This window comes from Streptomyces sp. S.PNR 29 (genome assembly GCF_030386795.1).
Lineage (GTDB): Bacteria > Actinomycetota > Actinomycetes > Streptomycetales > Streptomycetaceae > Streptomyces.
This window is the reverse complement of the sequence record NZ_JANUQM010000004.1, coordinates 305,489-318,953: the sequence shown is the minus strand read 5'-3', so window position 1 is coordinate 318,953 and position 13,465 is coordinate 305,489. Positions and strand designations below refer to the sequence as shown.

The window sequence follows — 13,465 nt, the reverse complement described above, 5'->3', positions numbered from 1 at the left end:
GGCATTGTCCCGGTCGTTCCTCCGTCGCGACAGCGTGATCCGCAACGGCCCGCTGTGGACTGCGCCACGTTGCGCGCGCCCTCCGGTTCTGCCGTACCACACTCACCCCAAAACGGGCGTGCTTTCCGGACATTGACCGACGAACCGCCGGGCGCCCGGGTGCGGTGCAGCAATCGGCCAGCCTACCGCGCGCGGTACGACAAGCGGATCACGGGGACCGCACACCGCGTCAGGGCGCACGGTCCGGGAGCACGCCGCTGAGCAGGAACGCGACGCTCCGCTCCTTCTCCGTCCACACGCGGGTGTCGAGTCCGACGGACTGCAGCAGGGCACACTCGACGACGTAGCCGTGCTCCGTCAGGTCCCGGCCGATGAGTTCGGCCGCGTCGCGGGTGGGGGCGTGGGTGACGATGCGCTGTGGGCGGCGGTCGGCGACCGCGGAGACCACGGCCGCTCCCCCACCGCCGACGCGGACGACGTCCGGTTCGGGGAGGCGCTCCAGGACGTGCGGGGCGGTGCCGTGGACGACTTGGAGCTGGACGCCGAAGCGGCGGGCGGCGAAGTCGGTGCGGGCGCAGGCGTCCAGAGTGCGGTCGACGGCGATGACGGCGGCTCCGGCGCGCGCGGCGTCGACGGCGAACACGCCGCTGCCGCAGCCGATGTCCCACACCAGGTCACCCAGCCGCGGTCCGAGCCGGGCGAGTTGGGCGGCACGCAGCAGGTCCGCCTCGCCCTCGCCGAGTTCACCGCCGTACGCCTCGGCGGACAGCGACCAGCCGCGCGGTCCGGCGGCAGGGTCCCGGCCGGCGATCCAGCCCCCGCGGTCCCGGGCGGCGCCGTTCCCGACGGGGCCGCCGATGACGATGACGACGTTGGGGTCGCGCCAGGTGTGGTCGGCGGCCTTGTCGGAGGTGACGACGGTGACCTGTTCGCGTGCGGTGCCGAGTTCCTCGCAGATGACGAAGGTGCGGTGCACCCCCTCAAGCAGCAGGCCGAGTTCGGCGGGTCCGGCGCCGGGTGAGGTGAGGACAGCGACCTTGGTGTGGGCTCGGCACACGTTCACGGCGCGGCGCAGGGTGCGGGGGTGGGCGACGACCACTTGGGCGTCGTCCCAGGGCATGCCGGCCCGGGCGAAGGCGGCGGCGACGGAGGAGACGGCCGGGACGACCTCGACCTCCAGGCCGAACTCGGGGGCGCGCAGGGTCCGTACGACGCCGAAGAAGCCGGGGTCGCCGTCGGCGAGCACGACCGCCGTGCCGCGGTGGGCGGCGATCCGGCGGGCGGCGAGGGCGACGCTTCCGAGGCGGATGCGTTCGGCGGCGGGCGGCACCTCGGGCAGCGCGAGGTGGTGGGCGGCGCCGGCCACCAGCGTGGCGGCGCCCAGGGCGGCGCGCGCCGCGGCGGTCAGCGGCGAACCGTCCCAGCCGATCACCGTGACCCGGTCGGCCATCGTCGTCAGTCTCCAGGGGGTTTTCGCAGGTCGTCCGAGAAGAGCCCGCATGGGGGCTTCGTGAGGGTACCCGGTGCGGCCCCGGGACGCGGCGTCGGTGCCGTGACCAGCTGCTTTCAGTTCCAGTCGGTGAACGAGGCGAAACCGCCGGTGTCGGCCAGCTGGTCGCCGACGCCTTCCAGGTCCTCGGGCAGCAGGCTCCAGACGATGAGGTCGGTGCGGACGTCGGTCCACTCGCCGTTCCCGGTCCTGGTGCGCGCTATCCAGGCCCCCCGCAGCACGCCCTCGCTGATGCAGCCGATCTTCTGGGCCACCTGCTGGGAGGCGGTGTTGTCGGCCGCGGTGCGCAGTTCCAGCCGTTCGAACTTCTGGTCGTGGAAGAGCCACTGCGCGGTGGCGAGGGCCGCCTCGGAGGCGTAGCCCTCGCCGCGTGCCCAGGGGGCGATGACGTAGGAGATCTCGCTGGAGCGGACGCGCCAGTCGGTGCGCTTGAGGTGCACGATGCCGACGAGACGCTGGGTGAGGAACTCGGTGACCGCGAAGACGATGCCGCGGCCCTCGGCGCGTTCGGCCGGGGCCAGTTCGGTGATCCAGGCGCGGGCGTCGGCCTCGGTGTAGGGGTGCGGCACGGAGGTCCAGGCGGTGACGAGTTCGTCGTTCATCATGTCGGCGAACGCCTGGATGTCGGTGTCCTCGAAGGGGCGCAGTACCAACCGCTCCGTGCTGATGGAGACGTTGGGGAAGGTGCCAGTCATGCGCCACTCCGTTACCTTCGGGAAAAGCTGTCAGGGCCTGCTGAACTGCCCAGCATGCAGCATGAAAGCACCGAACCGCACCACGGGGTCCGCTCCTTCACCAGGAGCGGACCCGGCAGCGGCGGCTCCGTGCGGCGTGTGCGTCAGAAGGACGCGATGACGGAGCCGGCGTACTTGTCCTGAATGAACTTCTTCACCTCGGCGGAGGTGAGGAGCTTCGCGAGCTTCTTCACGCGCGGGTCGTCCTCGTTGCCCTTCTTCACCGCGAGGAAGTTGCCGTAGGGGTTGTTCTTCGGGCTCTCCAGGACGAGGGCGTCCTTGGCGGGCTTGAGGTCGGACTCGATGGCGTAGTTGCCGTTGACGACGGCGGCGTCCACGTCGTCCAGGGAGCGCGGGGTCTGGGCCGCCTCCAGCTCCTTGAACTTCAGGTTCTTCGGGTTCTTGGTGATGTCCGAGGGGGTCGCCTCGTTGCCCACGCCGTCCTTGAGGGTGATCAGCCCGTTCGCCGCGAGCAGCTTCAGGGCCCGGGCCTCGTTGACGGTGTCGTTGGGCACGGCGACGGTCGCACCGCTCTTCAGTTCGTCGGCCTTCTTGACCTTGTGGGAGTACAGGCCGAGCGGCTCCAGGTGCACCGTGACGACCGGCACGATGTCGGTGCCGTTCTTCTTGTTGAAGTCGTCGAGGTACGGCTGGTTCTGGAAGTAGTTGGCGCCCACCGAGCCGTCCTGGGTCGCCGTGTTCGGCGTGACGTAGTCGGTGAACTCCTTGACCTCCAGGTCCAGGCCCGCCTTCTTCGCCAGGTTGTCCTTCACGTAGTTCAGGATCTCGGCGTGCGGGGTCGGGCTCGCGGCGACGATCAGCGGACCGCTGGTGTCGGAGCCGGAGTCGCCGGCGCCGCAGGCGGTGAGCCCGAGGGTGAGGGCTCCGGCGGCGAGGGCGGCGGTGGTGATCTTGGCGGTGTTACGCACGAAAAGTGCCTTCCTTGTGGGTGGTGCGACCCCGTCTCGGGTGGTACGGGGAGTGCGGAGAGGGTTATGCGACCTTGCTGACGTCGGCCGCCGCGGGCTCCTCGGCCCTGAGCAGCCGCAGCTTGGGCGAGGGGCCCGAGCGGCCGCCGCGGCGGTGCAGGGAGCGGGCCGCGAAGTCCCCGGCGAACTGGATGAGGGAGATGACGACGGCGAGGATCGCGACGGTGATCCACATCAGGCCGGTCTCGAAGCGCTGGTAGCCGTAGCGGACGGCCAGGTCGCCGAGTCCGCCGCCGCCGACCGTGCCGGCCATGGCGGAGTAGCCGATGAGGGCGATGATCGTGGTCGTGGTGCTGGCGATGAGGGACGGGAGCGCCTCGGGCACCAGGACCTTGCGGACGATCGTCCAGGTGTTGCCGCCCATCGCCTGCACGGCCTCGACCAGGCCGTGGTCCACTTCGCGGACGGCCGTCTCGACCAGGCGCGCGAAGAAGGGGATGCCGCCGATGGCGAGCGGCACGATCGCGGCCTCGCTGCCGATGGTCGTGCCGGTGACCCAGCGGGTGAAGTTCATCAGGGCGACCATGAGGATGATGAACGGCATCGAGCGGCCGACGTTCACGATCTGCCCGATGACCTTGTTCACCACGGTGTTCTGCAGCAGGCCGCCCCGGTCGGTCAGGACGAGCAGGATGCCGAGCGGAAGTCCGCCGACGACGGCGATCAGGGTGGACCAGCCGACCATGACCAGCGTCTCCTGACACGCCTGTTCCAGCAGTGGCTGCATCTCGGACCAGGTCACTTGGCCCCCTCCTTCGCGAGTACGGGCTCCTCGGCGGCGTTGTCGACGACGTCGATGTGCAGGCCCTGCTCGCGCAGGAAGCCGACCGGCACGACGTTGTCCTCATAGCGGCCGGGCAGTTCGATGCGCATCCGGCCGACCTGGAGGCCGCCGACGGTGTCGATGGCGGCACCGAGAATCGATATGTCGATGTTGTAGGTGCGCGCCACCTGCGAGATGACGGGCTGGGTGGCGGCCTCGCCCTGGAAGGTGATGTCGAGGACGGTGCGGTCCTCGCCGGAGGCGTCGCCGCCCACCGGGAACAGCGCGGAGGCCAGTTCGGAGCCGGGGGTCGCGAGCAGCTCGCTCACCGTGCCGGACTCGACGATGCGGCCGTTCTCCATCAGGGCGGCGGAGTCGCAGATGCTCTTGACGACGTCCATCTCGTGGGTGATGAGCAGCACGGTCAGGCCGAGCTGCCGGTTCAGGTCGCGCAGCAGCGTCAGGATCGAGCGGGTGGTCTCCGGGTCGAGGGCGCTGGTGGCCTCGTCGGACAGCAGCACCTTGGGGTCGCCGGCCAGAGCGCGGGCGATGCCGACGCGCTGCTTCTGGCCGCCGGAGAGCTGCGCGGGGTAGGCCTTGGCCTGGTCGGCGAGGCCTACCAGGTCGAGCAGTTCCAGGGCCTTGCGGGAACGTTCCTTCCCGGACTTGCCGAGGATCTCCAGCGGCAGCTCGACGTTGTCCTGCACGGTGCGGGAGGACAGCAGGTTGAAGTGCTGGAAGACCATGCCGATACGGCTGCGCGCCTGCCGCAGCTCGCGGCCGGCGCGGGGGCCTCGGCCGGCGAGCGCGGTGAGGTCCTGGCCGGCGACGGTGACCGTGCCGGAGGTGGGGCGCTCCAGGAGGTTGACGCAGCGGATGAGCGAGGACTTGCCGGCGCCGGACTGGCCGATGACGCCGTACACCTCTCCTTCGCGGACGTGCAGGTCGACGCCGTCCAGGGCGGTGACCTCGCGGCCGCGTGAGCGGTAGACCTTGGTGAGGCCCGATGTGGTGATCACGTGGGTTTCCGTCACTGTCGAGTGCGCGGGCGTGGGTGTGCCCGGGCACGGGTGCATTCGGTCGGGAACGCGGCACGGTTCTCGCTTGGCACCGGAACCGGGAGAACGTGTGCGCGGGGCCGGGTCAGTCACGTACGACTAGGGCGTACGGACATGCCACGGCGCCTCGCTTCGGGGCGCGAGGCTCGGGGTGGTGCAGGGGCCCTCTAGAAGGCGCACATTCGACACATACAACGAGCACCGGGCGCAAGGGTCGCCTCGGTCGCAGGGGTGCGGCAGCTCGTGGTGGTCATGCGATCAGTAAAGCAGACGTACGGTGCTGACAAAGCGCCACTGTCCGCATGCTGGACAGTGGTGGACAGCCGTCAGCCGCGGACGGTGATCTCGACTCCCCCGGCGGCGACCTGTACGGACAGGGCCGACAGGTTCTCGACGACGAGGTCGGCGTCCAGCTCGTGGGCCTGGTGGGTTGTGGCCAACGCCACGGTGGTCATGCCGGCGGCGCGGCCGGACAGGAGTCCTGCGGGGGCGTCCTCGAAGACGACGCAGTGGGCCGGGTCGACGCCCAGTGCGCGGGCGCCGAGCAGGTAGGGCTCGGGGTCGGGCTTGCCGCGGGTGATGTCGTCCGCGGCGACGAGGGTCTTGGGCAGGATGCCGACGGCGTCGAGCCGGGCCTCGGCGAGGCGGCGGGTCGCGGAGGTGACGACGGCCCAGCGGTCGGCCGGGAGCGCGTCGAGGAACTCCTTGGTGCCGGGCAGCAGGTGCACGCCGCCCCGGGGTACGTCGTCGACCTCCAGCTGCTCGATCCGCGCGACGGCCTCCGGCACGACGTCGGCGGGCAGCAGGTCGGCGGCTATCTCGGCGGCCGGCCGGCCGTGCAGCTCGACGCGGGCGAACTCCTCGGCCGTGAGGCCGTACTCCCCGGCCCATCGCGTCCAGCAGCGGTGCACGGACTCGAGGGAGGAGACGAGGGTTCCGTCGTTGTCGAACAGCAGGGCCTGTGCGTGGATCTTCATGCTCTCGACCCTACGGTGCGTGCCGGGGTCGGCCGCATCAGGCCTTTTGGCCCGTAATAGGGTCGCTGCATGCTTGATGCCCTGACGCTGGCGACCGGCGTCGCCGCGCTGCTGCTCGCCGCCTGGTGCGGCTGGGCCGCCTACCGCGATCAGCCGACCAAGGACTGGCACTTCATCGGGATGGCCGTGGTGACGCTGCTGACCCTGGTCCAGCTGGTCGTCGGCATCGTGCAGCTGGCGCGGGGCGAGAAGCCGGAGCAGGGGACGACGATCTTCGTGGCGTATCTGCTCGGGGCCTTCGCGTGCGTCCCGGCGGTGGGGTTCATGTCGCTCGCGGAGCGGACGAGGTGGGGCTCGGTGACGGTCGCGGCCGGCGGTGTCGTCCTCGCCGTCCTGGAGGTGCGGTTGTATGACATCTGGGGAGGCTGAGGTGACCGTGATGGAGGAGAAGCCGGCACGGACCCGGCTGATCAGCGGGCCCGGGATGCTGCTGGTGTGGCTGTACGGGGTGATGGTGGTCGGCGCGGTGTCGCGGTCCGCGTACCAGATCGCCACCGAGTTCGACCGTGCTCCGCTCGCGTACTCGCTGTCGGCGGTGGCGGGGCTCGTCTACGGCTTCATCACGTACTCGCTGGTACGCGGGGGTGAGCGGGCCCGCAGGGCGGCGCAGGTGTGTTGCGCCGCCGAGCTCGCGGGGGTGCTGACCGTGGGTACGTGGACCCTGATCGAGCCGTCGGCCTTCCCGGACGCGACGGTCTGGTCGGACTACGGCATGGGGTACGTCTTCATTCCGGTACTGCTGCCGCTGTCCGCGCTGTACTGGCTGCGGAAGTCCCGGAGCGCTACGCGGTAGCCGCGTAGGTTCCCGCCGCCTTCTCCAGGACGATCATCGGTACGCCGTCGGCGCCCTGCGACGTCCCCACCGTCTGGTATCCCACCCGGCGGTACAACCGCAGGTTGCCCTCGCTGCGGTGGCCGGTGTGGAGGCGGAACTTCTTGGCGCCCCGCTCCTCCGCCAGCGCCGCTTCCGCCGCGCGCAGCAGCCGCGCGCCGATGCCGTGGCCCTGGAGGCGGGGGTGGACACAGAGCTTGCCGATGGAGGCCGCGCCGTCCTCGGTCACGCTGCCGCGCACCGAGCCGACCACCTCGTCGCCGAGCCTCGCGACGAAGACGCAGTCCTCGGCGACCTCGTGACGGACGGAGTCGAGGGTTTGGACAAGCGGGTCGATGCGGTAGTTGCCGTACAGCGCGGCCTCGCTCTGGAAACAGAGGTACTGCAGCCGGAAGATCTGCTCGGCATCCTGCTCGGTCGCCACCGAGATGGTCACGCTCATGCCCATGTGCGCATGCCTCCCGCTCACCTGATCGCCTGTCGTCCCTCACTCCTATCCCCGTACTCAGCGCGCCGCAACCTCCGGTGCGAGCAATCTCCGCAGACATCCCAGGCATCTGGAACGTTCCGGGCCGAGAGTGCCCTGTGAGATACCCAACTCTCCTGCGATTTCCCGGTATGTCAGGTCCTTCGGGGAGAGCAGGGCCTCCAGCAGCCGGGGGCAGCGTCCCGGCAGGCGGCGCACGGCGTCCCGCAGGGCCCGGCGCCGGGCGGCGGCGAGGACGAGCTCCTCGGGGTCGCGGTCGGCGTCGTCGGCCGGCTCGGTCTCATACGGTCGTTCCAGTCGCGTCGTGCGGCGGGTGCGGCGCGCCTCGATACGGACGGCGCTGCGCAGCCAGCGGTGGGGGTCGCTGGGCGGGCCGTCGGCCTCAAGACGTTCCAGGAGACGGAGCCAGACCGCCTGCTCCAGGTCGCCCGGCTCGGTCCCCGAGGCATGTGCCTCGGCGGAGGTCTCGGCGGTGAGCAGCGGGCCCAGGCTGGTGACCAGGTCGTGCGTCATATGCAGGACGACGCGGCCGCCCGGGCGGCAGGTTGCCCGGGCGGCCGGCTTTCACCCCGATCGGGGAACAGGGCTCAGTCGTTGACGAAGTCCTCGCGGGCCAGCAGGCCGGTGTCGGGCTGGTCGGTGAAGACCCCGTCGATGCCCGTGGCGAAGTACGCCTCGTAGGCCCCGAAGACATCGCCGTAGGCGTCCGCGTCGGTGCCCTTGCGGAAGTCGGCGGGCAGGAAGGGGTTCTCGTTGCGCATGGTGTACGGGTGCAGGACCAGGCCCGCCTTGTGCGCGTCGGTCACCAGGGTGGTCGGCCGGGTGAGCTTGCCGCTCGCGTCCCTGGGGATGACCAGGTCGAGGGTCGGTCCGATGCCCTGGGCGTAGGAGGCGATCTCCTTCAGGCCCTCGGGGGTGATGAGGTCGGCGACCGTGCGCGGGTCGCCCGCCTCGACGAAGTCCCAGGGGCGGCTGTTCGCCGTGGACAGCAGGACGACGAGGGGGTTGCCGACGAGCCGGTTCAGGCGCTGGATGCTGGTGGGCTCGAAGGACTGCAGGATGACCGGCGAGTTCTTCCTGTCCTTGCCGTACTTGCGCAGCAGCCGGGCGACCCGTTCCTCCAGGCCGAGGCCCAGCTTGCGGAAGTAGCTGGGGTGCTTGGTCTCGGGGTAGATCCAGACCTGCCTGCCGCGCTTGCGGGTCTGCTCGTCCTGCCACTGGAGCACCTCTTCGAAGGTGGGGATCTCCCAGCGGCCGTCGTAGAGCGTGTTGTGCGGGCGGTTGGCGGGGATGCGCTCGATCGCGCGGAGCGTCTTCAGCTCGGCGAGGGTGAAGTCCTCGGTGAACCAGCCGGTGGTGGACACGCCGTCGAGGGTCTTGGTGGTCCTGCGGTCGGCGAACTCGGGGTGGTCGGCGACGTCGGTCGTGCCGCCGATCTCCGGCTCGTGGCGGCAGACGATGTGGCCGTCCTTGGTGGGCACCAGATCGCCGGCCTCGACGATGTCGGCGCCCAGGTCGAGGGCCAGCTGGTAGGAGCCGAAGGTGTGTTCCGGCCGGTAGCCGCTGGCTCCGCGGTGGCCGATGATCGTCGGCACGGGCAGGCTCTTCAGCCCGCCGCTCCCGGGCGAGGCGCCGGCGGCTCTCGCCGTGCCGGCCAGCCCGAGGGCGGCTCCGCCCGCGCCGAGCACGGCCGCGCCGAGGAGTGCCCGTCGTCCGGTCCCGCGCGCCTGTTCGTTCGACTCCTGCGTTCCCATGAGCGCCCTCCTGCCGTCGGCCCGTCAGTGCGGGCTGATGGTAGGTGCGTGCACATGACGAGTGGGAGACCTTGGCGGGAACACGCCGGTGACACGAGATGTCGTACGGGAACAGATGTGTGACGGGCCGTCGGCTTCAGGGGGGCGGGCCGGGGTACGCGGTCAGTGCTGAGCCGGGGCCGGATCGGCCGCACCGGTTCCCGGGTATGCCGACGCCCCGGCGTCCGCCCCCGGCGCGCGACCCCGGCCAGAGCGTTCCGGCCGGATTGCCGTCCGGCAACGCCGCACCACCCCAGGTGGACATGCGTCAACAGTGAGTAATACCTAGGTGAACCAGCCGCGCCCGATGTGCACTACTCCCCGGGCCGCGAGTAATGTCCTCACCTGCACAGACTCATACCGACTCCTTCGACAACCCACTTGACACCGGAGGGCCCGTTGTCCCGCTTCGCGCTCATCAAGGCAGTGCTCGGACCGATCATGCGCCTGATGTTCCGCCCACAGGTGGAGGGCGCGGAGCACATCCCGGGCGACGGCCCGGTGATCCTGGCCGGCAACCACCTGACGTTCATCGACTCGATGATCTTGCCCCTGGTCTGCGACCGGCAGGTCTTCTTCATCGGCAAGGACGAGTACGTCACCGGCAAGGGCCTCAAGGGCCGGCTGATGGCCTGGTTCTTCACCGGCGTCGGCATGATCCCGGTCGACCGGGACGGCGGCCGGGGCGGGGTCGCGGCGCTGATGACCGGCCGCCGGGTGCTGGAGGAGGGCAGGGTCTTCGGCATCTACCCGGAGGGCACCCGCTCCCCCGACGGGCGGCTGTACCGGGGGCGCACCGGTATCGCCCGGCTGACGCTGATGACCGGTGCGCCGGTGGTCCCGTTCGCCATGATCGGCACGGACAAGATCCAGCCGGGTGGGGCGGGTATGCCTCGGCCGCGCAAGGTGACGGTGCGGTTCGGGGAGGCGATGGAGTTCTCGCGGTACGAGGGGATGGACCGGGACCGTTATGTGCTGCGGGCCGTCACCGACTCGGTGATGACCGAGGTCATGCGGCTGTCCGGGCAGGAGTACGTGGACATGTACGCCAGCAAGGCCAAAGAGGCCGCGTAGCGCCGTTCCGGTGCTCGGGTACTCAGGGCCGGCTGTCCAGCCGTTGGTCCCGCAGCGTGAACCACGCGGCTGCCGCCGCTGCCAGCAGTACCGCCGCACCTGCCCCCGCCGCCAGCGCCAGGCCGTCCACGAAGGACTGGCGGGCCGCCTCCAGCAGGGCCCCGGAGGTACGGGCGGGCAGGTGTGCCGCCGCCTCCACCGCGCCGCCCAGTGACTCGTGGGCCTCGGCCGGGGTGCCCGCCGGGGCGGTGAAGCCCCGGTAGACGCCGGTCACGATGGAGCCGAGTACGGCGATGCCGAGGGCCGCGCCGAGTTCGTACGCCGTCTCGGACACCGCGGACGCCGCGCCCGCCTGTTCCTTGGGCACGCTGGAGAGGATCACATCGGCGGTGACGGTGAACGAGAGACCGGCGCCGAGGCCGACGACCAGCAGGGCCGTGCCCAGCAGCGGGTAGCCGGTGGACTGCTCGACGACGGTCAGCGCGGCGAGTGCGAGGCCGATGGCCGCGAGTCCGCCGGAGACCACGGCCCGCACCGAGAAACGCCGGGCCGTGCGACCGGCGACCAGACCGGCCGCCACCGCACCGACCGCGGCGGGCAGTTCGGCGAGTCCCGCCTCGAACGGCCGCCTGCCCTGCACGAGTTGCAGGTACTGGGAGAGGAAGAACACCAGCCCGGACAGCCCCAGGATGGTCAGCAGGTCGGCCAGGACCGCCCCGCTGAAGCCGCGGTTGCGGAACAGCCGCATGTCCAGCAGCGGGGTCGGCAGCGTGAGCTGGCGGCGCACGAAGCCGTACAGTGCCGCCGCGCCCAGCAGACCCGCGGCGGGCGCCTCCCAGGTGAGTCCGTGCGTGGCGGCCTCCTTGACGGCGTAGACGACACCGACCATGCCGACCAGCGACAGCACCACGCTGAGCATGTCCCAGGGGCCGGGGTCCGGGGTGCGCGACTCGGGCAGCAGCCTGATGCCGACGAGCACCAGGACCGCCATCACGGGCAGGTTGATCAGGAAGACCGAGCCCCACCAGAAGTGCTCCAGCAGGAAGCCTCCGGCGACCGGGCCGACGGCCGTGCCGGCCGAGGCGGTCGCACCCCAGATGCCGACGGCGAGGCTGCGTTCGCGCGGGTCGTGGAAGAGGTTGCGGATCAGGGCGAGCGTGGCGGGCATCAGGGTGGCGCCCGCGACGCCGAGCAGCGCCCGGGCCAGGATCATCAGCTCGGGTGTGAACGCGTAGGCGTTGAGGACGGATATCGCGCCGAACGCCGTGGCGCCGCCGAGCAGGATCCGCTTGCGGCCGATGCGGTCGCCGAGGCTGCCCATGGAGACGAGCAGACCGGCGATGACGAAGGAGTAGACGTCGCCGATCCAGAGGAGCTGGGTTCCGGAGGGCTTCAGATCCTCACTGATGTAGGGGGTCGCGAGACCGAGGACGGTCGCGTCGACGGCCACCAGCAGCACGGCGAGCACGAGGACGCAGAGCGCGAGCCAGCGGCCCGGGCGCTTCACCACCTCGTTCGGGCTCGCCGGCTGCAGGGTGCTGGTCATGGTTCCTCTCTCCGTAGCGCGCCGCCGAGCAGCAGCCCGACGATCATGTGGGTGAAGTCGTTCCGGGCGACGCGGCCTTCCGTGACCGCCCAGGCGCCGGACGCCAGCAGGCCGTACAGCGCCTCGGTGAGCCAGGCGGGGGTGAGGTCGATACGGAACTCGCCGGTCTGCTGACCGCGCCGGAACAGGTCGGCGATGCGATCGTCGATCCGGGCCCAGCCGGCGTTCTGCTCCTCGCCCTCGAACAGCTGGTTCTCGGTGTAGAGGAAGGCGAGCAGACCGGCGGCGGGCTCGATGGCGGCCACGAGCCGGTGTACGGCGTCGCTCGCGGGCCCCTCGTCCAGGCGGGCCGCGTCCAGAGCGGCCTCGCACTCGTCGATGCCGAGCGTCTCCAGTGCCCGGACGAGCGCGTCACGCCCGGCGAAGTGGCGGTGCAGTGTGGCCCGGCTGATCCCGGCCGCCTTGGCGACCTCGTCCATGGTCGCGGTGGATTTACGGGTCAGCAGGGCTGCGGCGGTGCGCAGTACGCGCTCACGATCGACGGCCATGAGACAAGCGTAGCCCATGTGAGACATTCATGTCTCATCATGGTCATGCGTGACTCATGATGGTCATGTGTGACTCACGCCGTCTGATCGGGAGCGATCGACGAGAGGGACCAGCGGCTCAGTGCCAGGGCAGCTGCCCGCGCCGCTCCCAGTAGGCGCGCGGCTCCTCGGCCAGCGTGGCGAGCCGTGCCAGCTGGTCGTCGTCGAGGTCGACGACGGCGGCGTGCAGGTTGGAGGCGAGCTGGGCGGTGGTCGCGGCGCCGGAGAGGACCACGCCGGCCCAGGGCTGCCGCAGGATCAGCGCCAGGGCGACCGCGTCACAGCCGAGACCGGTCTCCTGGGCCACGGCCTTCAGTACGTCCGCCGCGTGCGGCTCCGCGAGCCGACCGTTGGCCATGCCCTCCTTGACGATCACCGTGAGCCCGGCCTCGTGCGCCTCGGCGAGCGCGGGCGCGGCGGAGGTCTCCAGCGCGTTGTACGTGGACTGGACGGTACGGAAGAGTGGCTCGCCGTCGACCGTCACGGCGAGGGCGGCGCGGATGGCCTCGGCCTGGGCCGGGCCGCTGGTGGAGAAGCCGATGGTCAGTCCTGCCGCCGCGGCCTCGGCGAGCCTGGCGTGGAGCTCCTTGTCGGTGAGGGCGGGGCTGTCCGGGGTCACCGAGTGGATCTGGTAGAGGTCGAGGCGGTCGCCCAGCAGGGCGTCGGTCTCGGCGCGCTGCCGCTCGTACGTGGCGAGGCTGTGGTCCTTGACCTCGTGCTGTTCGGCGTCGGTGGACCAGTCGGCGGTGTAGGTGTAGCCCCACTTGCTGCCGACGACGACGTCTTCGACGTCCGGCCGGGCCGTCAGCCAGTCGGCGAGGAACTCCTCGGAGCGGCCGTAGGAGCGGGCGACGTCGAAGTAGCGGACGCCTTGGGCGTAGGCGGCGTCGAGGAGTTCGTGCGTACGCTCGCGCATCGCGTCGACACCGCGATCGGCCGGCAGGTCCCGCTCGCGGCCGAGGTTGATGTAGCCGGGCCGGCCGACGGCGGCGAGCCCCAGGCCGATGTGACAGGTGGGGGTGGTTGCTGAGGCCAGGCGGGCGAAGGGCATCGCG

At 70.9% G+C, this 13,465-nt stretch carries 15 protein-coding genes; 3 read left to right on the top strand and 12 right to left on the bottom strand.

The window, feature by feature from the left end:
* Positions 1 to 229 precede the first annotated feature (229 nt).
* The 6 genes from cbiE to NW895_RS13895 form a co-directional block, all read right to left on the bottom strand.
* Entirely contained in the window at positions 230 to 1,450 is a 1,221-nt protein-coding gene (cbiE, locus tag NW895_RS13920; protein WP_289935803.1) for a precorrin-6y C5,15-methyltransferase (decarboxylating) subunit CbiE, read from the bottom strand.
* 116 nt (positions 1,451 to 1,566) lie between these two features.
* Entirely contained in the window at positions 1,567 to 2,205 is a 639-nt protein-coding gene (locus tag NW895_RS13915) for a GNAT family N-acetyltransferase (RefSeq protein WP_289935802.1), read from the bottom strand.
* Positions 2,206 to 2,348: 143 nt separating this feature from the next.
* Complete coding sequence (locus NW895_RS13910; protein ID WP_289935801.1) at positions 2,349 to 3,173, bottom strand: MetQ/NlpA family ABC transporter substrate-binding protein; 825 nt, start codon at positions 3,171 to 3,173, stop codon at positions 2,349 to 2,351.
* A gap of 64 nt (positions 3,174 to 3,237) precedes the next feature.
* Entirely contained in the window at positions 3,238 to 3,975 is a 738-nt protein-coding gene (locus NW895_RS13905) for a methionine ABC transporter permease (RefSeq protein WP_289935800.1), read from the bottom strand.
* Positions 3,972 to 5,015, bottom strand: coding sequence for an ATP-binding cassette domain-containing protein (locus tag NW895_RS13900; RefSeq protein WP_289935799.1), 1,044 nt, complete (start codon positions 5,013 to 5,015; stop codon positions 3,972 to 3,974). Before NW895_RS13900 ends, NW895_RS13905 begins: the two co-directional genes overlap by 4 nt.
* 365 nt (positions 5,016 to 5,380) lie before the next feature.
* Entirely contained in the window at positions 5,381 to 6,031 is a 651-nt protein-coding gene (locus NW895_RS13895; protein ID WP_289935798.1) for an HAD family hydrolase, read from the bottom strand.
* 69 nt (positions 6,032 to 6,100) lie between these two features.
* Between NW895_RS13895 and NW895_RS13890 the strand changes: the two genes are divergently transcribed.
* Both NW895_RS13890 and NW895_RS13885 read left to right on the top strand, forming a co-directional pair.
* Complete coding sequence (locus NW895_RS13890; protein WP_289935797.1) at positions 6,101 to 6,460, top strand: hypothetical protein; 360 nt, start codon at positions 6,101 to 6,103, stop codon at positions 6,458 to 6,460.
* Entirely contained in the window at positions 6,441 to 6,884 is a 444-nt protein-coding gene (locus NW895_RS13885) for a hypothetical protein (RefSeq protein ID WP_289935796.1), read from the top strand. Before NW895_RS13890 ends, NW895_RS13885 begins: the two co-directional genes overlap by 20 nt.
* Here the strand turns inward: NW895_RS13885 and NW895_RS13880 are convergent.
* The 3 genes from NW895_RS13880 to NW895_RS13870 form a co-directional block, all read right to left on the bottom strand.
* A complete protein-coding gene (locus tag NW895_RS13880) occupies positions 6,874 to 7,371 on the bottom strand; it encodes a GNAT family N-acetyltransferase (RefSeq protein WP_289935795.1) in 498 nt (165 codons plus the stop codon). The genes NW895_RS13885 and NW895_RS13880 overlap by 11 nt on opposite strands.
* A gap of 57 nt (positions 7,372 to 7,428) precedes the next feature.
* Positions 7,429 to 7,923 (bottom strand): sigma-70 family RNA polymerase sigma factor, encoded by a 495-nt coding sequence (locus NW895_RS13875; RefSeq protein ID WP_289935794.1) that lies wholly within the window; start codon positions 7,921 to 7,923, stop codon positions 7,429 to 7,431.
* A gap of 74 nt (positions 7,924 to 7,997) precedes the next feature.
* Positions 7,998 to 9,164 (bottom strand): glycerophosphodiester phosphodiesterase, encoded by a 1,167-nt coding sequence (locus tag NW895_RS13870; RefSeq protein ID WP_289935792.1) that lies wholly within the window; start codon positions 9,162 to 9,164, stop codon positions 7,998 to 8,000.
* 438 nt (positions 9,165 to 9,602) lie between these two features.
* Between NW895_RS13870 and NW895_RS13865 the strand changes: the two genes are divergently transcribed.
* Positions 9,603 to 10,277, top strand: coding sequence for a lysophospholipid acyltransferase family protein (locus tag NW895_RS13865; RefSeq protein WP_354670088.1), 675 nt, complete (start codon positions 9,603 to 9,605; stop codon positions 10,275 to 10,277).
* Between the two features lie 22 nt (positions 10,278 to 10,299).
* Here the strand turns inward: NW895_RS13865 and NW895_RS13860 are convergent, their stop codons facing one another.
* The 3 genes from NW895_RS13860 to NW895_RS13850 all read right to left on the bottom strand — a co-directional run bounded on the left by NW895_RS13860 (position 10,300) and on the right by NW895_RS13850 (position 13,461).
* Positions 10,300 to 11,823 (bottom strand): MFS transporter, encoded by a 1,524-nt coding sequence (locus NW895_RS13860; protein WP_289935791.1) that lies wholly within the window; start codon positions 11,821 to 11,823, stop codon positions 10,300 to 10,302.
* Positions 11,820 to 12,371, bottom strand: coding sequence for a TetR/AcrR family transcriptional regulator (locus tag NW895_RS13855; protein WP_289935790.1), 552 nt, complete (start codon positions 12,369 to 12,371; stop codon positions 11,820 to 11,822). The genes NW895_RS13860 and NW895_RS13855 overlap by 4 nt, the downstream gene beginning before the upstream one ends.
* 118 nt (positions 12,372 to 12,489) lie before the next feature.
* Positions 12,490 to 13,461 (bottom strand): aldo/keto reductase, encoded by a 972-nt coding sequence (locus NW895_RS13850; RefSeq protein WP_289935789.1) that lies wholly within the window; start codon positions 13,459 to 13,461, stop codon positions 12,490 to 12,492.
* Positions 13,462 to 13,465 lie beyond the last annotated feature (4 nt).